Origin of the sequence: Streptomyces coeruleofuscus (genome assembly GCF_039532725.1) — a bacterium.
Lineage (GTDB): Bacteria > Actinomycetota > Actinomycetes > Streptomycetales > Streptomycetaceae > Streptomyces > Streptomyces coeruleofuscus.
The window spans coordinates 449,264-474,050 of sequence record NZ_BAAASE010000001.1 but is presented as its reverse complement, the minus strand read 5'-3'; the positions used below and the strand labels follow the sequence as shown (position 1 = coordinate 474,050).

At 73.0% G+C, this 24,787-nt stretch carries 17 protein-coding genes and 1 pseudogene; 6 read left to right on the top strand and 12 right to left on the bottom strand.

Annotated features, from left to right (window positions below; all coding sequences use genetic code 11):
* The first annotated feature begins 74 nt into the window (after window positions 1-74).
* Window positions 75-2,444, top strand: coding sequence for a malto-oligosyltrehalose synthase (gene treY, locus ABFX81_RS01985; RefSeq protein WP_346137535.1), 2,370 nt, complete (start codon window positions 75-77; stop codon window positions 2,442-2,444).
* A gap of 26 nt (window positions 2,445-2,470) precedes the next feature.
* On the opposite strand, the gene ABFX81_RS01980 is transcribed toward treY, so the two are convergent.
* Complete coding sequence (locus tag ABFX81_RS01980; RefSeq protein ID WP_086854032.1) at window positions 2,471-3,421, bottom strand: LysR substrate-binding domain-containing protein; 951 nt, start codon at window positions 3,419-3,421, stop codon at window positions 2,471-2,473.
* Window positions 3,422-3,508: 87 nt separating this feature from the next.
* On the opposite strand from ABFX81_RS01980, the gene lpdA reads away from it, so the two are divergent.
* Entirely contained in the window at window positions 3,509-4,948 is a 1,440-nt protein-coding gene (lpdA, locus tag ABFX81_RS01975; RefSeq protein WP_086854030.1) for a dihydrolipoyl dehydrogenase, read from the top strand.
* 174 nt (window positions 4,949-5,122) lie between these two features.
* The gene (locus ABFX81_RS01970) at window positions 5,123-6,373 is read left to right on the top strand and encodes a M14 family zinc carboxypeptidase (protein ID WP_086854028.1); all 1,251 of its coding nucleotides are present in this window, start codon (window positions 5,123-5,125) and stop codon (window positions 6,371-6,373) included.
* 70 nt (window positions 6,374-6,443) lie between these two features.
* On the opposite strand, the pseudogene ABFX81_RS01965 reads toward ABFX81_RS01970, so the two are convergent.
* Window positions 6,444-7,812: pseudogene (locus tag ABFX81_RS01965) on the bottom strand (M14 family zinc carboxypeptidase).
* A gap of 161 nt (window positions 7,813-7,973) precedes the next feature.
* Window positions 7,974-8,525, bottom strand: coding sequence for an FHA domain-containing protein (locus ABFX81_RS01960; RefSeq protein WP_086854025.1), 552 nt, complete (start codon window positions 8,523-8,525; stop codon window positions 7,974-7,976).
* Between the two features lie 173 nt (window positions 8,526-8,698).
* Here ABFX81_RS01960 and treZ point away from each other — a divergent pair, with 173 nt between their 5' ends.
* The gene (treZ, locus tag ABFX81_RS01955) at window positions 8,699-10,444 is read left to right on the top strand and encodes a malto-oligosyltrehalose trehalohydrolase (RefSeq protein WP_086854023.1); all 1,746 of its coding nucleotides are present in this window, start codon (window positions 8,699-8,701) and stop codon (window positions 10,442-10,444) included.
* 23 nt (window positions 10,445-10,467) lie between these two features.
* Here treZ and ABFX81_RS01950 read toward each other — a convergent pair whose 3' ends face one another.
* Window positions 10,468-11,496: a phosphotransferase gene (locus ABFX81_RS01950; protein WP_086854036.1), complete on the bottom strand. Its 1,029-nt coding sequence runs from the start codon at window positions 11,494-11,496 to the stop codon at window positions 10,468-10,470.
* A 47-nt stretch (window positions 11,497-11,543) separates the two neighbouring features.
* The gene (locus ABFX81_RS01945) at window positions 11,544-12,671 is read right to left on the bottom strand and encodes a M24 family metallopeptidase (RefSeq protein WP_086854021.1); all 1,128 of its coding nucleotides are present in this window, start codon (window positions 12,669-12,671) and stop codon (window positions 11,544-11,546) included.
* 184 nt (window positions 12,672-12,855) lie between these two features.
* On the opposite strand from ABFX81_RS01945, the gene ABFX81_RS01940 reads away from it, so the two are divergent.
* On the top strand, window positions 12,856-13,611 hold the full coding sequence (locus ABFX81_RS01940; protein WP_346137534.1) for a phosphodiesterase: 756 nt from the start codon (window positions 12,856-12,858) through the stop codon (window positions 13,609-13,611).
* A gap of 25 nt (window positions 13,612-13,636) precedes the next feature.
* Here ABFX81_RS01940 and ABFX81_RS01935 read toward each other — a convergent pair whose 3' ends face one another.
* The 6 genes from ABFX81_RS01935 to ABFX81_RS01910 all read right to left on the bottom strand — a co-directional run bounded on the left by ABFX81_RS01935 (window position 13,637) and on the right by ABFX81_RS01910 (window position 22,714).
* The gene (locus ABFX81_RS01935) at window positions 13,637-14,194 is read right to left on the bottom strand and encodes a PDZ domain-containing protein (protein ID WP_086854017.1); all 558 of its coding nucleotides are present in this window, start codon (window positions 14,192-14,194) and stop codon (window positions 13,637-13,639) included.
* A gap of 214 nt (window positions 14,195-14,408) precedes the next feature.
* Complete coding sequence (phsA, locus tag ABFX81_RS01930; protein ID WP_086854034.1) at window positions 14,409-16,259, bottom strand: O-aminophenol oxidase PhsA; 1,851 nt, start codon at window positions 16,257-16,259, stop codon at window positions 14,409-14,411.
* Window positions 16,260-16,407: 148 nt separating this feature from the next.
* A complete protein-coding gene (cyc2, locus tag ABFX81_RS01925; RefSeq protein WP_086854015.1) occupies window positions 16,408-18,573 on the bottom strand; it encodes a germacradienol/geosmin synthase Cyc2 in 2,166 nt (721 codons plus the stop codon).
* Window positions 18,574-18,695: 122 nt separating this feature from the next.
* Window positions 18,696-19,877: an ARMT1-like domain-containing protein gene (locus ABFX81_RS01920; protein WP_086854013.1), complete on the bottom strand. Its 1,182-nt coding sequence runs from the start codon at window positions 19,875-19,877 to the stop codon at window positions 18,696-18,698.
* A gap of 89 nt (window positions 19,878-19,966) precedes the next feature.
* Entirely contained in the window at window positions 19,967-20,614 is a 648-nt protein-coding gene (locus tag ABFX81_RS01915) for a ScbR family autoregulator-binding transcription factor (protein ID WP_086854011.1), read from the bottom strand.
* A gap of 300 nt (window positions 20,615-20,914) precedes the next feature.
* Window positions 20,915-22,714, bottom strand: coding sequence for a S8 family peptidase (locus ABFX81_RS01910; protein ID WP_346137533.1), 1,800 nt, complete (start codon window positions 22,712-22,714; stop codon window positions 20,915-20,917).
* Between the two features lie 353 nt (window positions 22,715-23,067).
* Here ABFX81_RS01910 and ABFX81_RS01905 point away from each other — a divergent pair, with 353 nt between their 5' ends.
* Window positions 23,068-23,973, top strand: a complete 906-nt coding sequence (locus ABFX81_RS01905) for a lytic polysaccharide monooxygenase (protein WP_086855606.1) — start codon at window positions 23,068-23,070, stop codon at window positions 23,971-23,973.
* An 18-nt stretch (window positions 23,974-23,991) separates the two neighbouring features.
* On the opposite strand, the gene ABFX81_RS01900 is transcribed toward ABFX81_RS01905, so the two are convergent.
* Complete coding sequence (locus ABFX81_RS01900; RefSeq protein ID WP_346137532.1) at window positions 23,992-24,633, bottom strand: Tat pathway signal sequence domain protein; 642 nt, start codon at window positions 24,631-24,633, stop codon at window positions 23,992-23,994.
* Window positions 24,634-24,787 lie beyond the last annotated feature (154 nt).

Here is a 24,787-nt window from a genome sequence, read left to right as displayed (position 1 = left end):
TCGTCCGGGCGACGCGGGACGCACCTGGCGCGGACGATGACACGAACGGCGGCGGGGCGGGTACGTAGGTCTGCATGACACCTGAGCGACCTGACCCGGTGGTGCCCACGGCCACGTACCGGCTGCAACTGCAGCCCGAGTTCCCGTTCGGGGCCGCGGCGGCCATCGTGCCGTACCTGGCCTCGCTCGGCGTCTCGCACCTGCACCTGTCCCCCGTCCTGGAGGCCGTGCCGGGCTCGATGCACGGCTACGACGTCGTCGATCACGCGCGCGTGCGCGAGGAACTGGGCGGCGAGGCGGGACTGCGGGCGCTGGCGCGCACGGCGCGCGAGCACGGGCTCGGCCTGGTGGTGGACATCGTCCCGAACCACATGGCCATGGCCCCGCGCCACAACCGCGCCCTGTGGGAGGTGCTCCGCGAGGGCCCGAAGTCGCCGTACGCGCGCTGGTTCGACATCGACTGGGAGGCCCAGGACGGCCAGGTGCTGCTGCCGGTGCTCGGCGGGCCGCTGGGCGAGGTGCTCGGGGAGCTGCGCGTCGACGGTGACGTGCTGCGCTACTACGACCATGTCTTCCCGCTGCGCGAGGGCACCGAGGACCTGCCGCTGCCGCACCTGCTGGACGCGCAGTGGTACCGCCCGGTGTGGTGGCGGCTGGCCCGGACGGAGCTCAATTACCGGCGGTTCTTCAGCATCTCGGAGCTCATCGGGGTGCGGGTGGAGGACCCCGAGGTGTTCGAGGCCACCCACGGCAAGATCATCGAGCTGCTCGACGAGGGCGTGATCGACGGGCTGCGCGTCGACCATCCCGACGGGCTCGCCGACCCCGACGACTACTTCCGGCGGCTGCACGAGGCGACCGGGGGCCGCTGGACGGTCGTGGAGAAGATCCTCGCCGACGGTGAGCACCTGCCGGCCGCCTGGCCCGTCGCGGGCACCACCGGCTACGACGCCCTGCGGCACGTGGACGGGCTCTTCACGGACCCGGCCGGGTTCGGGGACCTCCTGGGCCGGTACCGGCGGTTCGCGGCGCCTCAGACGGACCGGGGCGGGCAGTGGGAGGCGACGGTGCGGCGGGCGGCGTACAAGGTCCTCACGCACGAGCTCGCCACCGAGACCGACCGGCTGGTGCGGGTGGCGGCCCGGCTGTGCGCCACCTCGCCGGAGCCGGCGCTGCGCGACCGCGCGCCCTGGGCGCTGCGCACCGCGCTCCAGGAGCTGCTCGTCCGGATGGAGGTCTACCGGCCGTACGAGTCCGTCGACGCGGCGTCCGTGGTCACCGAGGAGGCCGCCGCCGAGGCCCGGCTCGCCTTCACCGTGCCGGAGGAGGCCGGTGCGGTGGACGTCGTGCGGGACCTCGTGCTGGGGCGGTACGGCGACGGGGCCGCGCAGCTGGAGTTCCGGACGCGGTTCGCGCAGACCTCGTCGGCGCTGCGGGCGAAGTCCGTGGAGGACACGGCGTTCTACCGGTACGTGCCGCTGCTGTCGGCGACCGAGGTGGGCGGGAATCCGGGCCGGCCCGCGCTGTCGCCGGAGGAGTTCCACGCGTACTGCGCGCGCGTGCAGCGCGACTGGCCGGTGACCGGGACGGTCGCCTCGACGCACGACACCAAGCGCAGTGCCGACGTCCGGGCGGCGCTGCACGTGCTCACCGAGTGCCCGGACCGCTGGGCGGACGTCCTCGCCGAGGTGACCCGCACCGGCGAGGGCGTGCCGGACGCGCAACTGGCCTGGGCGGCCTGGCAGACGGTGTTCGGGCTGGGCCCGGGACCGGGGGTCCTGGAGCGGGTGCAGGGGGCGCTGCTGAAGCACGTGCGCGAGGCGGGTCTGTACACCAGCTGGACCGAGCAGGAGCCGCCGTACGAGGAGGCGGTGGCGCGGTTCGTGGCGGCCGGGCCGTGCGGGGCGCCGAGTGAGCGGATCGCCGCGTTCCGGGACTCTCTCGAGCCGCACATCCGGGCGAACGTGCTGGGCACGACCCTGGTCCAGCTCACGATGCCGGGCGTGCCGGACGTCTACCAGGGCACGGAGGCCGAGTACCGGGCGCTGGTCGACCCCGACAACCGGCGGGCGGTGAGCTTCCCGCCCGAGGAGTCCGGCGTGACGTCCGGGGAGAAGGCGGCGGTGACGCGGGCGGCGCTGGGGCTGCGGGCACGACGGCCCGACGCCTTCGGCGACACGGCGACGTACCTGCCGCTGCCGGCCGAGGGACCCGCGGCACAGCACTGCCTGGCGTTCGTCCGCTCCGGCGAGTCACTGACGGCCGTCACCCGCCTGTCCCTCCGGCTCGCGAAGGCGGGCGGCTGGCAGGACACCCGGCTGACCCTGCCGCCGGGGCGCTGGGCGGACGTACTGGAACCGGGGCGGGAGTTCACGGGGCACACGCGCGTGGAGGAGCTGTTCGCACGGCGGCCGGTGGCGTTGCTGGAGCGGGTGGGCGACTGAGGCCGGGCCGTACCCGCGTGCCCTGCTCAGGCGACCGCAGGTCCGTCCTCAGGGCAGTCCTCGTACGCTCGCGGCGGCGAGGTGGGAGCGACGCGCGGGTGGGGCCACACCGTCCGCAGCAGATCCACGAAGGCCTCGGCCGCCCCGGTCGGCGGCAGACGGGAGAAGACCGTCAGCGTGCGTTTCCACGGCGGGTCGGGGTTGAGGACGACGCAGCCGTCGCCGACCGCGTCGCGCACGAGGTGCGAGGGCACGGCGCAGACGCCGACCCCGGCGGCTGCCATCCGTACCGCCGTGGAGCTGTGCTCGGTGAACACGGCGGTGAGCGGGGTGAATCCGGCCCGGCCGCAGGCCCAGTCGAGGAAACGTTCGCCCTGGACGACGGGTTCCATGGCGCAGCGCACCCAGGGGCGGTCGGCGAGTTCGGGCAGCGTCACCGTCGTACGGCCGGCGAAACGGTCGTCGAAGGGCACCACGAGGACGATGTCCTCCTCGCCGACCGGCACGACGGTCCCCGGCCGGTCGGCGGGTGCGGGGCCGACGGCGAGGTCGGCCGCGCCCCGCTCGACCTGTTCCTCCAGAGCCTGCGAGGAGGCGTACTCGTGGAGGTGCAGCAGCACGCGGGGATGGGCGGCGTGCCAGCGGGCGAACACGTCGGGGAGGACACCGACCGCGACGGAGTGGACGGCGGCGATGTGCAGTTCGCCGCCCTCGGCACCGGCGGCGGCGCGGGCCGCGCGGCGGGCCTGCGCGGCGCTGCGCACGGCGAGTTCGGCGTGCGGCCGGAAGGCGCGTCCCATCGGGGTCAGGCGCACCCCGCGCGGCATGCGCTCCAGCAGGGCGCCGCCGACCGACCGTTCCAGGGCCTTGATCTGGTGGGAGAGCGCGGGCTGCGAGACGTGCAGGAGCTCGGCCGCGCGGGTGAAGGACGCCTCCTCGACGACCGTCAGGAAGTACTCCATCTGCCGCAGGCTCATGGACGGCCCCTCCCATAAACACCCTGCATCGATTCCACAAGAACATTGCCTTGGACTCATGGCAAGGGCCGGGCGGAGGCTGAGGACATGAACTCACCGGACGTCATCGTCATCGGCGGCGGCACGGGCGGTTACAGCACCGCCCTGCGCGCCGCGGCCCTCGGTCTGGACGTCGTGCTCGTCGAGCGGGACAAGGTCGGCGGGACGTGTCTGCACCGCGGCTGCATCCCGAGCAAGGCGATGCTGCACGCGGCCGAACTCGTCGACGGCATCGCCGAGGCACGCGAGCGCTGGGGCGTGAAGGCGACGCTGGACACCGTCGACTGGCCGGCCCTGGTGGCCACGCGCGACGACATCGTGGCCCGCAACCACAGGGGCGTGGAGGCGCATCTCGCACACGCGGGCGTGCGGGTGGTGAGGGGCAGCGCGCGGCTGACGGGGCCGCGCTCCGTGCGGGTGGAGGGTTTGGCCGGCGAACCCGGTGTGGACGGCGCATCCGGCGTCTACGACCTCTCCGCGCGCCGTGGACTCGTGCTCGCGACCGGCTCACGGCCGCGCACGCTCCCGGGGCTCGCACCGGACGGGCGGCGCGTGGTGACGAGCGACGACGCCCTGTTCGCGCCCGGGCTCCCGGCGTCCGTGCTGGTACTCGGAGGCGGTGCGATCGGCGTGGAGTACGCGTCGTTCCACCGCTCCCTGGGCGCCGACGTCACCCTGGTGGAGGCCGCCGACCGGATCGTGCCGCTGGAGGACGCCGATGTGAGCCGGCATCTGACCCGCGGCCTGAAGAAGCGCGGCATCGACGTGCGGGCCGGCTCCCGGCTCCTGGACGCCGAGGTCCTCGACGACGGGGTGCGCGCACGCGTGCGTACGGCCCGGGGCGAGACCCTCACGGTCGAGGCCGAACGGCTGCTCGTGGCGGTCGGGCGGGCCCCGGTCACCGACGGCCTGGACGTGGCCGCCGCGGGCCTCACCACGGACGGGCGCGGGTTCGTCGTACCGGCCGACTGGGACCGGCTGGAGACGGCCGTGCCCGGCGTCCACGTCGTGGGCGACCTGCTCCCGCCGCCGTCGCTCGGACTGGCCCACGCGTCGTTCGCGGAGGGGCTGTTGGTGGCCGAGACGCTGGCGGGCGTGCAGTCCGCGCCCGTGGACTACGCGGCCGTGCCGCGGGTCACGTACTCGTCGCCGCAGACGGCGGCCGTCGGTCTGAGCGAGGCCGAGGCACGCGCGCGTGGGGTGGAGGTGGAGACCAACAGCATGCCGCTGACCGCCGTCGCGAAGGGCATGGTGCACGGGCAGGGCGGCATGGTGAAGGTCGTCACCGAGGCCGGCGGCGGGCGCGTACTGGGCGTGCACCTGGTGGGCCCGCACGTGTCGGAGATGATCGCCGAGAGCCAGCTGATCGTCGGCTGGGACGCGGAGCCGTCCGACGTCGCCCGGCACGTCCACCCGCACCCGACCCTCTCGGAGGCGGTCGGCGAGGTGTTCCTGACCCTGGCCGGACGCGGGCTGCACCAGCAGTGACACCGCGCCGGTGACGCCACGCCGGCGGCGGTGTCGGCACACCGCCAGGACGTCTCGCCCCGCACCGGCCGGCAATGCTTCCGGGCGCCCCCTGGAGCCTCCCCGGTCGGGCCCTTGACACCGCACCATGGCCGTGGGGTACTGCGATTGCGAACTCGGGCGGATGTGACGGGGGTGAGTGTCCTGCCGGAGCTGCGCTACCCGACGGTGGCCGAACAGGTCTCTGCTGCCCGGGCGTTGGCCGCTCACCGACCCGGGGTGTGCACCCTGCGGCAGGTGGGTCTCTCGCGCGCGGGAAGACCTTTGCACCTGCTGTCGGTCGGCCGCGCCCGCCATGCCGTGCTGGTGGTGGCCGGCGCCCACGCCAACGAGCCGACCGGCTCCTGCACACTGCTCGCGCTCGCCCGACGGGTGCTGGAGGAGCGGGAGTTGCGCGACGGCATCTCCTGGCACTTCCTGCTGTGCGCGGATCCCGACGGGGCGAGCCTGCATGTGACGCCGGCCCCGCGCAGCCTGTTCGACTACCACCTCGGCTTCTTCCGCCCGGCGGGCCCGGAGCAGCCGGAGTGGGCGCCGTCCGTGCTGCCGCCCGACCGGCTGCCGCCCGAGACCCGGGCCCTGACCGGCGTCATCGACGAGCTGCGCCCCTACCTCCAGGTGACCCTGCACGGCACGGACCTGGGTGGCAGCTGGGTGCAGTTGACGAAGGACGTGCCCGGGCTGGCCGAGCCGTTCGCCAAGTCCGCGGCCGAGCTGCACATCCCGGTGGAGACCGGCGCCTCGGACGCCGCTGGCTGGCCCGCGTCCGGGCCGGGGGTGCACGTCATGCCCGCGCCGGAGGCAGGACCCGCGTATCCGAGCCTGCCGGACGACGCGCGGCACAGCACCTGGTACCACGCCCACCGGTACGGCGGTCTGACCGCCGTGGTCGAGGTGCCGATGTGGGCGAGCGACCTGGTGGACGACCCTGCCCCGCATCCGGCCCCGGCGGCGGCCCTCGGACGGCTCGCGCGCCGGCTGCAACGGGACGCGCTGGAGGTGACGCGGGTGCTCGACGCCGCGCTGCCCCGGCTGGCGGACCTGGACGGGCCGTTGCTGCGGGCCGCGCGGTGGGGGCTGGAGCTGGTGCCGGGGCTGGCCGACGACCTGGTGAGCAGCCCGCCCGCAGACCGCACCAGGGCGTACGTCGGGAGTGTGGACGCGTTCGCGCGCCGCGTGCCGCTGCGGGCGGCGGCCATGCTGCGGCGAGTGCTGCGCGGGACCGACGACCGGGCGGCCCAGCAGCTGGAGGAGCTCGTGGCGACCTGGAGCGACGCTTTCGCGGAACGTTTCCGCGCCCGCTGGGTGCCGTTGGAGCACCAGGTCGAGCATCAGTCCCGCACGGTGGTCGCCGCGGCGCTGCACGCGCGCGAAGGGGCGTCGTAGGCGCCTGCGCGTCAGGTCCCTGGTGGCCGAGCCCGCGGCCGGTGGCGAACACCTCCGTCCTGGCCGCGCGTCATTCCCGCTGCACCGGCACCGCCGCCCCGGACTCCCACCCCGGCTTGCCCGGAGCGGGAGTCCGCGCGCGTGGGCCGCGCGGCCAGTTCGAAGGCGGCCAGCACGACGCGCGCCTGGTACTCCGCCTGGCGTGCCACCGGGATCCAGCGCGCCCCGCAGCCGTCCCGGTAGTCGGCGCACCACTCGTCGATCAGCCGGTCCAGCTCCGGCAGCGCCCCGGCCGGGTCGTGCCCGGCGGCCCGCACGAGCTGGTGCAGGAGACCGGCGGTGCGCAGGGCCAGCCGCCGCCCGGAGATGCGCAGGGCGGCGAGGTGGGCGGTGCTCAGCGGCGGCAGGGGATGGGCCGCGCCGTCGCCGGTGTCGGGGTCCCAGGCGTCGGCGAGGCCGGGGCAGACCAGTAAATAGTCGTCGACCGGGGCGAGCAGGCGCGCCGTGTCGGGCACGGCGGCGAGGTGCGGCCGGATGCGGGCCAGGAGGTGCCGCAGGAGCCCCGTGTCGTGGCGCAGGGTGCGGCTCACGGCCCGCAGCACCGCGTCCCGGTCGGCGGGCGGGGAGCCGTCCGAGACGGCCGCCACGCCCCACATGGGCGCCTCGACGACCGCGGTGAGCGTGCCGTGCCGGTGCGGATGGAACCACGTCGACTCGACGGCGGCCTCCGTTATGGCCGCGGCCAGGTCGGCCCGGCGCGGCGGCGGTATCCGGTAGACGGCGGGCCCGAGGCCGGGCCAGTACAGGGCGTCGTAGGCGCCCAGCTCGCGGGGGATGCCGAGCCGGGCCGCGGTGTGCGCGACACGCTGGGCGAGCCCGGGCAGGTCGTCGGTTAGCTCGACGAAACCGCCGCCGACGTCGACGCCGTGCAGGGAGCACTGGAGGAACGGCCGCAGTTCGTCCTGGACGCCGAGCAGGGCGCGGGTCTCCGGCAGGGCCGCGCCGGCCGCGCCGTCGGGCAGCCATTCGGGCTGTTCCAGGAAGCCGGGACGGAAGAAGCTCCGGAAGTACCGGCCGAGGGTGTAAGGGCCGGTCAGCCAGCCCTCGTTGCGGCGCAGCCCGTCCGGGTCGAGACACAGCAGCAGGTTCCAGGTGGCGTCGGCGCCCTCGGTGAGCCGCGGGTCGGCCAGCGCCCGCTCGGCCAGGCGCAGCACCGTGGCTCCGCCCACGGGTTCGTTGGCGTGGGGGCCGGCGACGACGAGGGCCTGGCGGCTGCCGTGCCCGACGGAGAGCAGCCACATGGGCGTGCCCGCGCGGGACGTGCCGATCCTGCGCAGCCGGGCCTCATGCGGGTGGCGGGCGACGAGGGCGGCGGCCCGGGCGCCCAGTTCGTCGACGGTCGGGTAGCGCGGGAGGGGCGGCAGGGCACACCTCCCCAATGCGGTACCGTCGCTTCACCAGCTGTACATGGCGTACACACAGTCAGTCACGACTTCGGGGGTACGTCAACACCGCCGAGAGCAACGGGTTTTGAGCCACTCCCCGCGGATCGACAGCCGGTAAATCCAAGGCCAGAGCTAAGGCACGGCTCTGTTTCCGGTCAGTCGGCCGACAGCCGGAACGACATCCGCCCGAAGCCCACCTGGTCGCCCTCGCGGACGACGGCCGCGCCGACCACGCGCCGTCCGTTCACCGTCGTGCCGTTGGTGGAGCCGAGGTCCCGCAGCACCCACATGCCACCCTGGTGACGGAGTTCGGCGTGGACGCGGGAGACGGTCTCGTGGTTCAGGCGCAGTCCGCTGGCGGGATCGCGGCCTATGCGCAGCGGATGGCCGTGCGCCGGGTGGGGCAGCAGCAGCTTGGGGAGTTTCTCGGCCTGCCAGGCTCTGCGCAGCCGTACGGTGAAGCCGGAGACCGCCTCGACGGTGCCGAACACCAGGCGGGAGAACCGGCTCTCCGTGGGCAGGTCGGCGGTGAGCACGGCGAGCTCGTCCGCGCGGCGGGCGGAGAGCGCCAGTTCCATGCGGCGGATGAACGTGTCATGGGAGAGGCGGCCCATGGCGACGCCGTCGCGGAGCACCTTCAGCGCCCTGTCGCGCTCCACGTCGGAGAGCCGCGCGGGGTACGTGTTGAACTCGAAGGACGACGTCACGATCGTGATTGTCGGGCAGTGCGGCCGGGCTGTCCAGAAAACGGGAAAACGGCCGCCACGCGCCCGCATCCGCCGAGACCCGCCGCAAATGGGTGGATGCACCAGCGGATTGATCGCGTTTGACGCACCATGGACGGGCTACATCACGGTGAGCAGACGAAGGGGAACCGTCCGTGCAGTTCGAGGTGTGGGCACCGCAGGCAGGCCGTGTGACGCTCCAGTGCGACGGCGTCACGCGCGCGTTGGAGCGCGATCCGGAACGGGCGGGATGGTGGCGGGGCGAGGCGGACGCGCGCGACGGGTCCCGGTACGGCTTCGCGCTGGACGACGGTCCCGTACGGCCCGATCCGTGCTCGCGCCGGCAGCCGGACGGCCCGGACGGGCTGAGCGCGGTCGTCGACCACGAGCGGTACGAGTGGCGCGCCCGGTGGCGGGGGCGGCCGCTGCCCGGCGCGGTGCTGTACGAGATGCACGTCGGGACGTACACCCGCGAGGGCACCCTGGACGCGGCCGCCGAGCGGCTCGGCCATCTCGCCGAACTGGGCGTCACGCACGTGCAGCTGATGCCGCTGTGCCCCTTCCCCGGCACGCACGGCTGGGGGTACGAGGGCGTCTCGCTGTGGGCCGTGCACGAGCCGTACGGCGGGCCCGAGGCGCTGAAACGCTTCGTCGACCGGGCCCACGAACTCGGCCTGGGCGTGGTGCTCGACGTGGTGCACAACCACTTCGGTCCGTCCGGGAACTACCTGCCCGTCTTCGGGCCGTATCTCACGGAACGGCATCACACGCCCTGGGGCGCCGCGGTCAACCTGGACGCGCCCGGCTCGGACGAGGTGCGCGCGTTCCTCGTCGGCAGCGCGCTGGCGTGGCTGCGCGACTACCGGATCGACGGGCTGCGCCTGGACGCGGTGCACGCGCTGGTGGACACGCGCGCGCTCCACTTCCTGGAGGAGCTGTCGACGGCCGTGGACGCCTTGGCCGCCGAGGTGGACCGCCCGCTGTTCCTGGTCGCCGAGTCGGATCTGAACGACCCGCGGCTCATCACCTCCCGGGACGAGGGCGGCCTCGGGCTGCACGCGCAGTGGAACGACGACTTCCACCACGCCCTGCACACCACGCTGACCGGCGAGTCGCAGGGCTACTACGCCGACTTCGCGCGCGCTCCCCTCGCCGGGCTCGCCAAGACCCTCACCGGCGGCTACTTCCACGACGGGACGTACTCCAGCTTCCGGGAGCGGCACCACGGCCGCCCCCTGGACCGCACGCGGGTGGCCGGGCACCGGCTGCTCGGCTACAGCCAGACCCACGACCAGGTGGGCAACCGCGCCCAGGGGGACCGCCTTTCGTCCCTGGTCTCCCCCGGGCTGCTGGCCTGCGCGGCCACGCTGACCCTGACGGCCCCCTTCACACCGATGCTCTTCATGGGCGAGGAGTGGGCGGCCGGCACGCCCTGGCAGTTCTTCACCGACCACACCGACCCGGAGCTGGCGGACGCGGTACGGCGGGGCAGGCGGCGGGAGTTCGCGGCGCACGGCTGGAAGGAGGAGGACGTGCCCGACCCGCAGGACCCGGCGACCCGGGACCGCTCCTGCCTCGACTGGTCCGAGCCGGACCGCGAGCCCCACGCGCGCGTGCTGGCCTGGTACCGGCAGCTCCTCGCCCTGCGCCACGAGCAGCCCGACCTGACCGATCCCGACCTCGCCGACACCAAGGTCGCCTACGACGAGGAGCGCCGCTGGATCGCCTTCCGGCGCGGGGACGTCCTCGTGGCGGTGAACCTGGCGCCGGAACCGGCCGCGCTGTCGCTCGGCGTCGCGCACGCGCGCGTCCTGGCCGCGTGGGAGCCGGTGGAGACGCCCGGGGCGGACGGGGTGGTGCACGTGCCCGGCGAGTCGGGTGTGGTGCTGTTGCAGGAGTGACGTCCCTCGGAGGGCGTCACCTGTCAGAGGGCGTCGTCCGTGTCCCGCAGGTCCGTCACCCGTTCCAGCAGGATCGGCTCCCAGGCCCGGCGCACCTGCGTGCGCAGCAGGGTGAGCCGGCCCGCGTCCCGGCCCGTGAGGGCCCCGGCGAGGTGGACGACCGTGTCGCAGCGGGCCAGCCACAGGCCGCGCAGGCAGGGGCGGGCGCCGTAGCCGGCGAGGGTGGCGGCGCGTACGGCGGCGGGTGAGCCGACGGCGAGCGCGAGGCCCGCGATGTCCTCGGCCGGGTCGCCGACGACCGCGTCGGCCCAGCCGAGGACGCCGCGCACCCGTCCGTCGGCGCTGACCACGAGATGGCCGCCCGTGAGGGCGCGGTGGGTGAGGACCGCCGAGCCCGACTGGGCGGCGAGCTGCGCCGCGGCGGGCGCGGTGAGCTGGTTCAGGCGGGCGGCGTCGAACTCGTCGGCGTCGGCGAGGCGTTCGGCGGCCCGCACTGCGGCCCGGCGCAGCCCCTCCAGGGAGCGCGGCGCGGTACGCGGCACGCCGAGCGTCTCGGCCTGCCGTACCGGCACCTCGCGCAGCCCCGTGAGCACTCCGGCGAGGTCGGCCTCGCCGACGGCGGACACGTCGTGGGCCTCTCCCGAGCCGCCGGGCACCTTGGTGTCCAGCGTGTAGGTCAGCCCGGGCGCCCACTCGCCGTGCGCCACGCTGACCGGCACCGCCACCGGGACGTGCGGGCGGACGAGGTCGCGCAGGCGCAGTTCGCGGCGCTGGCGCACGGTGGCCTCGCGGTCGGGGGCGAGGCGCAGCACATGGCGGTTGCCGACCCACCAGGTGGCCGGGTCGGCGCCCTCGGTGGCGGGCCGGACGTCGGGGCCGGCGGTGGAGCCCCTTCCCTGCCGGGCCTCCCTGCCGACCTTGCCGTCCTTGCCCTGCTTGATGTCCTTGCCGTTCTGGCCGTCCTTGCCGTCCTTGCCGTCCTTGCCGTCCTTGAGCAGGGAACGGACCAGTCGGCGGACGGTGTCCGCGGTGGGTGTGGGTGCCTGGGTCATGGTCGCGCCGTTGCCGTTCGGGAGGCGTGCGGGGGACATCGGTGGCGTCACTCCACTATGACCAGCTCGCGGGAGGTGGTGTTCAGACGCCGTCCGCCGTCCTCGGTGACGGTCACGATGTCCTCGATGCGCACGCCGAACCGGCCGGGCAGGTAGATGCCGGGTTCCACGGAGAAGCACATGCCGGGCACGAGGGGCCGCTCCTCGCCCTCGATCATGTACGGCGGCTCGTGGGTGGTGACGCCGATGCCGTGTCCGGTGCGGTGGATGAAGTACTCGCCGTAGCCGGCGTCGGCGATGACCGCGCGGGCGGCCCGGTCGACGTCCTGACAGGCGGCGCCCGGCCGCACGGCGCGGAACCCCGCTTCCTGGGCCTCGCGCACGATGTCGTGCACGCGGCGCTCCTCGTCGGTGGGTTCACCGACGTGGACCGTGCGGGAGGTGTCGGAGCCGTAGCCGTCCTTCAGGCCGCCGAAATCCAGGACGACCATGTCACCGCGTTCGATGACGCGCCCGCCGGCCTCGTGGTGCGGGTTGGCGCCGTTCGGGCCCGAGGCGACGATGGTGAAGTCGACCTGCTCGTGTCCGTACCGGCGCAGCAGCCGGTCGAGGTCCGCGGCCACCTCCGCTTCCTGGCGGCCGGCGAAGGGGACGTTCCGGATCTCCTCGAACGTCGCGTCGGCGGCGGCTCCCGCGGCCGTCATCAGCTCCAGTTCCGCCGCGTCCTTGACGGCACGCAGCATCGGCAGGGCCTCGGTGAGCGAGGCGTAGGAACTGCCGGGCACGGCCTGCTGCAACGCCAGCAGGTGCAGCGCCCAGGCGTTGTCGCTGATGCCGAACCGGCCCGAGGCGTCGAGCAGGGCGGCGGTGGCGGCGTGGGGATCCTTGCCGTCGGTCCAGTCGCGCAGGGTCAGGGCGGGGGCGCCGGCCGCCTTCTGCGCGTCCGGGGCCTCCAGGGCGGGGACGACGAGGACGGGGTCCTGTCCGGCGGCGAGGACCAGCAGGGTGAGCCGTTCGGTGACCGCCGGGGGCGTGTAGCCGGTGAGCCACACCAGGTCCGGCCCCGGGGCCACCAGCAGGCCCGCGAGGCCGGCCTCGGCGGCCGTCCGCGCGGCGCGCTCCATACGGGCCCTGTAGTCGTCGGCGGTGAAGGACGCCGCCGTGCTTCCGGTCATCCGGGCCTCCCAGGGACGGACGAAGGGGCTACGGGCAGCATCCTGCCCGGCCGGAGGGGGCGGCGCGAGCCATCCGTGGACTTCGCCCGAAGATCGCTGCTAATGGCAGAGGATTGCTCAGGCGTTAGAGATAATGTTTAGATGCTCATCAACCATTAGGTGTTCAATCGAGGGGCGTCCGACCGTGCTCGTACTCGCACACATCAGCGATCTGCATCTGGACGGGAGCGCACGGGCGACGGAACGCGCCGAGCGGGTGCGCGACCGGCTGTGGGAGCTGCCCGGCCAGGTGGACGCGCTGCTGGTCACCGGGGACATCGCGGACCACGGCACCGAGCCGGAGTACGAGGAGGCCGCCCGCATCCTGGGGCTGCGCGACGGCGACGTCCCGTTCCCCGTGCTGACCTGCCCGGGCAACCACGACCGCCGCGCGCCCTACCGCAAGGCGCTGCTGGGCCTGCCGGCGGCGGAGGGGCCCGTCAACAGCGTGCAGGTCTTCGACGACGGTGTCGTGCTGATGTGCGACTCCAGCGTCCCCGGCCGCGACGACGGGGAGCTGGACGAGGAGACGTACGACTGGATCGAGGCGACCCTCGACGAACTCGACGGCGGCCTTCCGGCCCTGCTCGCCTTCCACCACCCGCCGGTGGCGCTGCACCACCCGCTGCCCGACTCGTACCCGTTGCGGGAGTCCGGCCGGCTGGCCGGGCTGCTGGCCCGCCGGCCCGAGATCGCGGGTCTGCTCACCGGCCACGCGCACACCCCCGCCGCGACGTCGTTCGCGGGGCGGCCGCTGGTGGTCGGCCCCGGCGTGACGTGGACGCTGCGGCTGCCCTGGGAGGGCGAGCAGGTCGCCGACCGGGACGCGCCGCCCGGGATCGCCTTCCACGTCCTGGACGACTCGGGGCGGCTCACGAGCCACTTCCGGGTGGTCATGTGACGACTGGTTCAGGTGACGGTGCGGCTCACGTGACGACGGCCGGTACGACCGTCAGCTGCTGGTAGCCGCCGCTGCGGTGCCGCACCGTCAGTTTCACCTTCGCGCCGGGCCGGGCGCGGGCGACGGCCCGGGCCAGGTCGGCGGCCGTGTCGATGCGGGTCGTGCCGAAGGCGAGGAGCAGGTCGCCGCGCACCAGGCCCGCCTCCTGAGCCGGCCCGGGGACGTGGAGCCCGACGACCAGGGCCCCCGGCTTCCCGGCGTCCATCACCTGCACGCCGAGGGTCACGGCGGCGGGCGCGGACGCTGCGGCGGACGGCGAGGGGCTGGGCGGGGACGGCGCATGCCGCCCCCGCGGATCGATGACCCCGCCCTTGCCGATCACCGTGGCGCCCATCGCCCCGAGGCCGATTCCGGACAGGACCAGGACCGCTCCGGCGAACGCGGCGAACAGCACGTTGAGCAGCCGCCTCCCGCGGCGCCGGGCGGCGCGCGGGCGGGGCCGTGCGGGGCCGGGCCCCGTCGACGCCGCCCTGTCGGGCTCCTGACCCGGCATCGGCTTGGGTCGCAGCGCGGTCTGTTCCATGGCTCGCCTCCGGATGGTGCGGATCGCCCCCGTCGGATGCGGAACGATCACGGCTGGTGCTCTACCCGGCGCTCCGGCGTGCGATGAGCCACGAACGAGTGAGACTGATCCGGCGTCGGTGGGGGCCGTGCGTGCCGGACAGGCGGGAACGACGGCACGGCTCGCACCGCACCCGGCGTACCGGGCGCGGCGCGAGCCGTGGTCGCGGGGCGGGTCAGCCCGTGTGGCCCTCCCCGTGGCCGCCGTGAGCACCGCCGTGGTCGAACTTCAGCACCTGCTCGGGCATCACGACGAAGGGCCGCATCATGCCCATGTCCTCGTGCTCCAGCAGATGGCAGTGGTACATGAAGCGGCCGTGCGCGCCGTCGAACTTCCCCATGACGCGCAGCACCTGGTTCCCGGGCACCCGGAAGACGTCCTTCCAGCCGCGCTCGTTGGGCGCGAGCGGGATGGCGGTGCCGGCGTCGTAGCGGATCGGGGTGCGGGTGCCGCCCACCGCCGGGTCGAAGCCCGACACGTCGTAGGCGTCACGGCCCAGGAGCTGGAAGTCGGCCAGGTGGATGTGCATGGGGTGGACGATGGGCGCGAGGTTGAGGAAGCTCCACTGCTCGTGGCTGCCCTCCGCGATGGTGTAGCCGAGGGCGTCGTTGAACGTCCGTGCCGTGCGCCGGTAGGTCCTGGTCCTGCCGTCCGGGCCGGTGATCTGGATGACGCCGTCGGTGGGGACCTGGATGTCGCCCGGGTGCTCGACCTCCACCATCTCCCACATCTCGGGGTGGCCGCCGGCGCCCTTCGTGGCGGGCGGGGTGAGGACGACCAGGCGGTGACCGTGCCCGATGTCGTGGGTGAGGCGGCGGAAGGAGCCGGAGAGCACGGTGGGCAGCTCGAAGGTGTCCGGCTCGCAGGTCTCTCCGATCCGGAACTCCATGACGGCCGGATACGGCACGTCACCCGCCGGGTCCGGCACGCCCGGCTGCTGGTTGCGGCCCTTGTTGACCAGGCGCAGCGTCCGGCCCTCGAAGCCACGGAAGTCGGCCAGCAGGTCGAAGCGCTCGGCCGGGGCCGCGGTCAGCGCCGGCAGGATCTCGTCGAAGTCGACCGGGACGGGGCGCGGCAGCAGCCCGCCGTCGCTGCCGATCTGGTGGAGGACGCCCGGGACCGGGTTGTTCTCCTCGTCGACGAGGACGAGGTCGTAGATGCGCGCGTTGGAGGCGTTGACCATCCGGAACCTGTACCAGCCGGCCTCGACGCCGGCGTACGGCCAGATACGGCCGTTGACCGTGGTGTACGGGCCGGTGAACGGGATGGAGACCGGCTTGCCCGTCTCCGGGTTCGCGTCCTGGACGATGACCGTCTTGTGCAGCAGCCGGCCGTTGAGACGGCCGTCCTCGTCGGTGTCGAGGTTGCGGTCGGCGAGCAGCAGCGGGATCTCCCGCTCCCCGGACGGGAGGTGCAGGGCGTCCTCCTCGTCGTCACGGACGAGGTAGGTGCCGTACAGGCCGGCCATCACGTTCCACCGGGTGATGTTCATGGCGTGGTCGTGGTACCACCACTGCACCGCCGGGTGGTCGTTCGGGTATTCCGAGAGCTGGGCGTCGCCGAAGGCGACCGCGTTGTCGGCCCAGCCGTCGTTGCCGCCTCCGGTCTGCGCGCCGTGCAGGTGGGTGACGGACCAGGCGGGCAGGGCCGTGACGTCCTTGTTCGGTTCGACTCCGTCGCGCCCCGGCTCGGTGCTCGACTGCGGGCGGCCGTCCCGGCGCAGCTTCACCTCGACGGAGGTGACCGGGTACTCGCTGTCCTTCGGGATGCGGTTGGTCCAGGCGATGCGCACCCGCTGTCCGCGCCGGACCTCGATGGTCGGGCCCGGCACCTGGCCGTCGTAGCCCCACATCAGGGTCGGCGGGAGCTGCGGGTGCAGGCGCACCCAGGTGGGGCGCAGGGCGATCTCGGTCTCGCGCAGGACGTCGCCGGAGGCGGGTCGCAGGACGGGCGGGACGGGCAGCGGCGCAACGTACGGCGTCAGTTCGGCCGGTGCGGGTGCCGGTGCCTGGTCCCCCGTGTCCATGGCGTCGGCCGGCTTGTCGATGATGTCGGTCAAGGTGAAACCCCCGTGTGGTGCGTTGTCTGTTCCTCTCCCTCAGGAAGACCCCCGGCGCACCACCGGGGGTTCCGTCATGTCCCGTTCCGAGTAGATCTGGCCGGAAAGTGCCGCCTCAGCGGAAGGCGGGCACGGGCACGGCCGGAGGCCGGTCCGGGAGGAAGCCGTGGGCACGCCGGGACAGCCACTCGTCTTTGTAGCGGTCCACCTCGCGGTGCCAGTTGAGGATGCCGGCCATCCAGTTCCGCAGGTCCGTCACATACGTCCCCATGGCCGCGCGCGCTTCCTCCGTGAGCTGGAAGTCGTCGTACAGGATGGGCAGTTCGTGCTCGACGACGTGCTCGAACTGGCGCATGCGCTGGCTCATCAGGTCGTGGACGATGCCGAGCCCGGTCGGGTAGTCGCAGCCGAAGAAGGTCTGCACGACGAGGATCGCGTTGTGGATCTCGCCCTCGAACTCGATCTCCTTCTGGTACGAGAAGACGTCGTTGAGGAGGCACGCGAAGTCCATCGCGGCGTTCTCCAGGGAGCGGACCGGGCCGCTGCGGTAGACCTCGGGCGGGACGGCCGGGCCGTGTCCCATCCGGCACAGGCTCAGCGTGAGGTCGGAGCCGAAGGTCGCGCGGCGCATCTCCAGGTAGTCGACCGGGTCGGGCACGCGGTTCTGGAGCTGGTTGGACAGCTCCCACACCCAGCTCTCGGTCATGACGTTGATCGCGTCCTTGAGCGTGCGCCGCGCGCCGGGCGTCATCTCCGCGGTGGTGCGCACCCACAGGTCGAGCAGGCCGCGCTCCATGGCGTTGACCGGGAGCAGCGGCTCATCACCGTCGATGGGCATGCAGTCGGACAGGCGGGCCGTGGTCAGCCGGGCGGCGGCCAGGTCGCGGCGGTGGCCGTAGACCAGCGGGTAGTAGTCGTCGCCGTAGGTGCCCCATGCGAGCCACTGCGCGCTGAGGTCGAGGGCCTCGGGGGTGGCGTCCGGGTCGAGGCCCGCCGAGCAGAGCGGAAGGTCGTAGGCCCTGAGCTTGTCCTCGTCCCAGACACCCTCGGCGAGGATGCCCATCCGCTCCACCCAGTCGCGCAGACTCCGGCGGGAGTTGTCCAGGTGCGGGCTGAGCTCCAGCGGGAACGGCATGCGGATGTCGGGGATCCGCGACGGCCCGACCTTCTGGTACGGCACGTGCGTGTAGGAGCGCAGCCGCTCGGCGCCGGCCGTGGCGAGCAGGGCGCGGACGTCGGCGGCCGAGGTGCCGATGCCGGTGCATCCCGGCCATGGGCTGCCGCCGCGCACCGCGTTCTCGTTCATGTAGCGGCTGGAGCGCAGATGCCACTCGTGGCCGCCGGACTGCCAGTCCTGGAGTCCCTTGGTGTACGCCGCCACGGCCGCGACCTCGCCGGGGGTGAGGCCGTTCTCCAGGGCCACCGCGGGCACTTCGGTGAACGCCGTGTGCTCGAACTGCTGGAGGCGGGAGGTGAGGATGTCGTTGACGGTGTCGGCGGCCTCCTGGGTGGTGCAGCCGAAGAAGGTCTCCAGGACGAGCACGCCGTTGCTGTTCTCGCCCTCGTCCTCCACCTCCCGCTGGTAGGAGAACAGGTCGTTGCGCAGGTGCACGGCGTCGGAGAACGTCTCCATCAGCACCCTGAGCGGCCTGGACTCCGCGACGGACGCGGGCACTTCGGCCGTCGCGTACTCCACGAGGCCCGCCGACCAGGGGGCGCCGCCCACCTTGCGGCGCATCTCGATGTACTCGACGGGGTTGGCGATCCGCCCCTCGTTGATGTTGGACAGCTCCCACAGGGACTCGTTCAGCAGGTGTTCGGTCGCCACGGCGAAGCGGCGGCGCCAGTCCTGCGACATCTTCGGCACCGTGCGCGCCCACAGGTCGGCCAGGCCCGCCTCGACCGGGTTCTCCGGCTCCGGTACGGGAGTCGAGAGGTCCAGCGGCATGAAGAGGGGCAGCCGGTCCAGGTGGGCCTTGCCCGCGACGCGGTCCTGGCTGCGCTTGTACTTCTCCAGGAAGTGGTCGTCGAAGAAGAAGACCCACACATACCAGTCGGTGATGAGGGAGAGGTCGGGGCCGTCGCAGTCGGGGTGGGTGTAGGCGCAGAGCAGGCCGTAGTCGTGCGCGTCGAGGTCGGCCTGGTCCCAGACGCCGGAGCCCTCCAGCATGCCCATATCGCGCGCCCACTCGGTCGAATGGGCCCGGGCCTCGTCGAGATGGGGGTTCAGCCGCGCGGGATGCGGCATGTAGAAGTGCGGGAGTTCGAACGGCTGCGTCATGGCCGGGCCCTACCCGGCGCCTCGCGGCGGCATCCGCCGGGCCGGACATGATCACACCATCGCGTGAATCGGGGCTGAATGCGGGTGTTCTCGCGGGAGGTTGTGTGACGCTGTGGGACCTCCTAGGGCGTCCGCAGCTGGATCAGCGCGTGCGTGCCGCTGGTGCGCCAGCGCTGGTCCTCCGCCGCGACGAGTTCCGCCTCGGTGCGGGCGTCGAGGCCGGTGATCACGTCGGACTTGAGGGTGCGCAGGGCGGCGACGGGGCCGGGGAAGTACGCGGTGACGTCCGGGAACGGCGTGGTCGGGGCCCAGAGGCGGTCGCCCACCAGGCGGCGGTAGTTGAGGTCGCCCTTGACGACGGTGAGCGTGGCCGAGGCGAAGTCGGCACGCAGGTCGGCGGGCATCTCCTCGTACGGCAGCGGGGCGCAGGAGAAGGGGTGGGCGCGGAGGGTCAGGCGGCCGTCTGCCAGGGCGGACCACAGGCGCTGTCCGTACGCGGCGGCCGCTCCCCCGGCACCGGTCAGCCGGCGCAGTGCGTCGACGACGTCGGCGGTGGTGGCGTCGGAGACGTAGTACGGATAGGGCTTGACGTGCAGGACGGCCCGTCCGATGCGCCCGTTAGCCAGGAGATGGGCGATGAGGAGCAGGTCGGGGACGAGTTCACGGCCCGCGTTGTCGGCGACGAGGCACAGGGTGCCCGTGCCGGTGCCGCCGAGCAGGGCCCACAGGCGGTCGCTGTCGTCGGCCACCAGTCCGGGGGCGGCGTCGGCGGCTCGTGCGCCCTCGGCGGAGAGACGGAAGCCGAGGTCGGCGCGGTTGCCCCAGAGGGAGCCGTGCAGCAGGGCCTGTGCCTGTTCGGCTGCGGGCAGTCCTGCGAGGTCGTCGAGCGCGGCGAGTTCCTCGTCGGTCTCGCGGGAGTCGAGTTCGGCCAGTTTGAAGGGGCGGAACGGGTCGATGCCCTGCCAGGGGCCCGGGCCGAAGTAGCCGACGGCCTGGAGCAGCCGGCGGTAGAACCAGCTCTCGGACCAGAGCCACGGCACGTCGAACCAGGACCGGCCGGTGTACTCGCGAAGCCCCCAGGTCTCCCAGAGGTCGCGGTCGTGCGCGTCGGCGGGGAGCGGTTCGATCTCGCCCTTGGTGCAGTTCGCCAGCAGGTCGTCGAGCGCGCGGTGCTGCCAGGGCTCGTAGGGGAAGGCCTCGCGCACCTGCCGGATGATGGCCGGGTGCCGCTCGGCGAGCACGCTGTGGGGGAAGGAGCCCGGCTGGTCGCCGAGGAGCACGGGTGCGGATGGGGTGTCGGGCATGCGGCTCACGGTAGCGCGCGGGCGCCGTGTCCCGGCCGGCCCGGTCGGGGCCGTGGCTCACCCGGAGCGCACTGTCCCGCCCGGGACCGTCAGACCGGTGCCAGTTCGCGTTCCAGGCGGGCCGCCAGGCTCAGGTAGCGGGCGCGGCGGGTCACCGGGACCAGGCCGCGGATGAGTATGTTCCACATCTCGGCCGTCCGGCGGGGCTGTCGCGCGACGGGCTCGCGGGAGCGGCCCACGACCCGGGTGCCGACGAAGAAGCAGACCAGGGAGTGGGCCACGACGTCGACATCGACGTCCGGGTGGACGTCGGCCTCCTTGACCGCGCTGACGAGCCGGGCCGTGACGATGTCCAGCCATTCCGTGAACGGATGGCTCAGCGGCGGACGGGGCCGGATCCCTCCGGTGGCGAGTCGCAGTCCGGCCCTGAGGACCGGATCCTCGACGGACATGCGAGTGATGCCGAACGTGAGGCGCATCAGCGCCTCGAGGGACGTGTGACCGCGATGGTCGGTCTCCGCCGCCAGCCGGCGGGCGGTGTGCGACTGGAGTTCGAGGATCGCGTGGGCGAGGTCCTCCTTCGCCGCGAAGTGGAAGTACAGGGCGCCCTTGGTGACCTGAGCGTGCTCCACGATGTCGCTGAGACTGGTCGATTCGTAGCCGCGACGGTCGAACAGGTCAGCGGCGGCCGTGATGATCGTCGAGCGGGTCTGCTCGGCTCGCAACTGCCTCGCCATCGACTGAACTCTCCCGGGACCGAAATGAACGGGTCATGCCGTTTGTTTTTACCCCGTGTACACGATAACTCACCCTCAGACGGTGTTCACCACACCAGTGTGCCGGAGTGCGGGTGCACATCCGGCAAAACAATCGCAACTGGTGAAAGAAAACAGCGCGTTCGGTATCTAACTGTGGGGGTTGTGCGGCCGCACGTAAAGGCGGGCCGGCCGGTGCCCCATCCGCACCGGCCGGCCCGCCCGCTTGTGAGCTGCCCGTTCAGCGTCCTCTTCGAGGGAGGACCAGGAGATTCAGAAGGATCAGAAGGTCAGCTTCCAGCCGTTGAGCGTGCCGGTGTCCTGCGCCGCGGTGTCCTGGACGCGCAGCTTCCAGGTGCCGTTGGCGCTCTCGCCGGAGGCGTTCACCGTGTAGGTGGTGTTCACGTTGTCGGCGGAGTCGGAGGCGGCGGACTTCAGACGGTACGCCGAACCGTCCGGCGCGACCAGGTCGATGACGAGGTCGCCGCGGTAGGTGTGGGTGATGTCGACGCCGACCTGGAGTGCCGACGGCGCGTTGCCGCTGCGGCCGGTGACGCTGATCGGCGACTCGATCGCCCCGCCGTTGTCCGGGATGGCGACGGCGGTGGTGCTGGAGAAGGTCGTGCCGGTGGACGTACCGCCCTTGACGGCCTGGACCGTCTTGGCGGCGTCCGCGAGACCGGCGCCGCAGCCGCCGGAGCAGGTGCCGGGCAGCGGACGGGCGTTGGCCTTGATGGCCGACTCGATCTGCGCCGGGGTGAGGGCGGAGTTGGCCGACTTCATCAGGGCGGCGAGGCCCGCGACGTGCGGGGTGGCCATGCTGGTGCCCTGGTAGTAGGCGTAGTTCTCGCTCGACGGCGTCTTCGTGCCGGAGTTCAGCGTGGACAGGATGCCGTTGGCGGTGGAGGTCCGGGTCTCGCCGCCGGGGGCTGAGATGTCGACGACCGTGCCGTAGTTGGAGTACGACGCCCGGCTGCCCGCGCGGTTGGTCGCGGCGACCGTGATGACGTTGTTGCAGTTCGCCGGCGAGGAGCTGCTGGCGTTCTGGTTCTCGTTGCCGGCCGCGACGACGACCGAGGTGCCGCGGTTCACGGCGCCGTTGATGGCGCTCTGGGTGGCGGTGGAGCACGCGCCGCCCCCGCCGAGGCTCATGTTGATGACCTTGGCGACGTTGGTGTTGGCGGGGACGCCGGAGACGGTGCCGCCGGACGCCCAGGTGATGGCGTCGATGATGTCGGAGTCGTAGCCGCCGCACTTGCCGAGGACGCGGACCGGGGAGATCTTCGCGCCGTGGGCGATGCCGGCGATGCCCTTGCCGTTGTTCGTGGCGGCGGCGATGGTGCCGGCCACGTGCGTGCCGTGCCAGGAGGAGTTGGAGGCCGGGATGCCCGCGCCGCACTCGCCCGCGTTGTACCAGTCGCCCGGGTCGGCCGGGTTGCTGTCACGGCCGTTGCCGTCGACGGAGACGGCGGTGTCGGAGATGAAGTCGTACCCGCCGACGATGTTCGCGGCCAGGTCGGAGTGGGTGACGTAACCGGTGTCGATGACGGCGACGGTGACGCCGCTGCCGGTGGTCGTGTCCCAGGCGGCCGGGACGTTCATGCCCGCGGTGGACTCGAACAGGTCCCACTGCTTGCCGTAGTCGGTGTCGTTCGGCGTGACGGCCGTCGGCTTGTTCAGGCGGTCCGGCACGACGTAGGCGACCTGCGGGTCGGCCTGGTACTGGGCGACGACGTCGGCGACGTCCGCCCGCGCGGGGTTCGTGCCCAGGTCGACGAGGGCGGCGCCGGTGCCGAGGCGGCGCTGGAAGTCGACGTCCTCGCCGGTCTTCTCGGCCTTGGCCGCGGCGTCGGCGGCGGCGGCCTTGTCGGACTTCGCCTCGGTCGCGCCGGACTTGTAGCCGACGATGAGCCGCTCGGCCGGGGTGCCGGGGGCGGCCTCGGTCTGGGCGGCCGGAACGGGGGCCGGCCGGGGTGCGGTCTCCTGGGCGACGGCGACCGAGGCGGGGGCGGCGGTCAGCAGGGCGGCGGAGACGGCGGTGACGGATATCAGCTTCCGTCTGAACTCTGGGGAGATACGCACGGTCGTTGCCTTTCGTGGCCGGACTCCGGGCTGGGCGGAGCGGCGGTGGATGCGCTTCCTCGCTGAAGCGGAGGGGGGTGGTTCGAAAGAGCGACGCGGTGGCCGGCCAGGCGTGTGGGGAGCGGACCCGTCCGGGGTTACCTGTGGGTCAGCTGTGGTCGAACGATAGGCAAAGTGAAGGTCATCGGGATACGGGGGAAACCCTCGATCGAGCCGGAAACCCACCCTCTATGGCGGGCAGTTGGCGGCGGATGACCCCCTTTTCGAACAGGTCGTGGCGCGGTGAACGCGCCGGGCCGGTTGCCCGTATTGCACTACCGACCGCTCCGGCCCGGCCGAGGAGACGCAGACGGATGCCCCGTACCACCGCACACCGCGCCGTGCTCACGGCCGCCCTCGTGACCCCGTTGCTGCTGCCGCTGTGGGCGGCGGGTCCGGCGCGGGCGCACGGCGCGCCGACGGATCCGGTGAGCCGGGTGGTGGCCTGTTCCCCCGAGGGCGGCGGGCGAGCGGGCTCGGCGGCCTGCCGCGCGGCCGTCGCGGCGAACGGAGCGCCCTTCACGGCGTGGGACAACCTGCGGGTGGCGAACGTGGACGGCCGGGACCGGCAGGTCGTCCCCGACGGGAAGCTGTGCAGCGGGGGCCTGCCCGGCTACAAGGGACTCGACCTCGCCCGCGCCGACTGGCCGGCGACCCGGATGACGCCCGGCCAGACGCTGACCATGCGGTACGTCTCGACGATCCCGCACACCGGCACGTTCCGGATGTACCTGACGAAGCCCGGCTACGACCCGGCCGGGCCGCTGTCGTGGTCCGACCTGCCCGAGAAGCCGTTCGCCGAGGTGGCGGACCCGGCCCTGACGGACGGCGCGTACCGCGTCGAGGCGACCCTGCCGTCCGACCGGACCGGGCGGCACGTGCTGTACACGGTCTGGCAGAACAGCAGTACGCCGGATACGTACTACTCCTGCTCGGACGTGGTGTTCCCGGAGAAGAAGGACAGGGCGCTCCCGGAGGAGAAGCAGGAGAAGGAGGCGTCGCGGGGAGGGGAGAAGCAGGCGTCGCGGGGAGTGGGGAAGGAGAGCACGCCGTTGGCCTCGAACTCCGGACCCGCCTCCGGACCCACCTCCGTGCCCACTCCCGGATCCGCCTCCGAATCCGCCTCCGGCCCGTCCACCCCCATGCTGGCGGGCGGCGCCGCGGCGGTGCTGTTGCTCACCGGCGGCGCCGCCCTGGCGGTACGGCTGCGTCGGCGCTGAACCGACGCTCGTCAGCGGTCAGTTGACGTTGACGGCGACGCCTCCCTTGGTCACCGGCGAGTACTTGGCGGTGAAGAAGGCGTTGGCGAAGCACAGCGACGAGCCGGACGCCTTCGTGAACTGCTGGTTGGTGAAGGAGATGCTGTTGTCGGCGTTGCTCGACTTGCCGGTCAGGCTGGGTGCCCGGTAGACGCAGTTGATGGTGCCGAGCAGGGTGCGCAGCCGGACCGTGGACTGGATGGCGGAGCCCGCGCCCGGGGTCACGGAGACCGTGCCGTCCGAGGACACGCTGGTGGTGTAGGGCAGGTTGTCGACGGTGATGCCGCTGACGCCGAGCACTCCGACGACGTTGGCGGTGCAGCCGCTGGTGTCGAAGCTGTGCGAGGTCAGGGACTCGGTGGCGGTGCCGGGAGCGGCCGGGTTGTCGTTGACGGTGGCGGCGAACGCCGACGAGGTGCACGAGATGCCGCTGGTGCCGGTCGCGCTGGAGTAGAAGGTGGCGGCGGTGCCGCTCGCCAGGGACGCGTCGAGGACGTCGCCGACCGCGACGGCCGCGCCGTCCGCGGTGGTCAGGACGGGGGTGTCGGCCGCCGAGGCGGGGGCGGTGAGGCCCAGGGCGGCGACGGCGGCGGTGAGGGTGAGGAGGGTGCGCGTACGCATGCGGGTGTACCTCTTCTCTGAAGCGGGGTGAGGTGCGGGGACGCGGTTCGGCGTCCGCCGTCGCCGGCCCGTTACGCCTTCTCCGTACGTGACGGACCGGCAACGGCAGACCGGTGACCGGCCGGAGGCGCGCAACGGGGACAGGCCTCGGGCC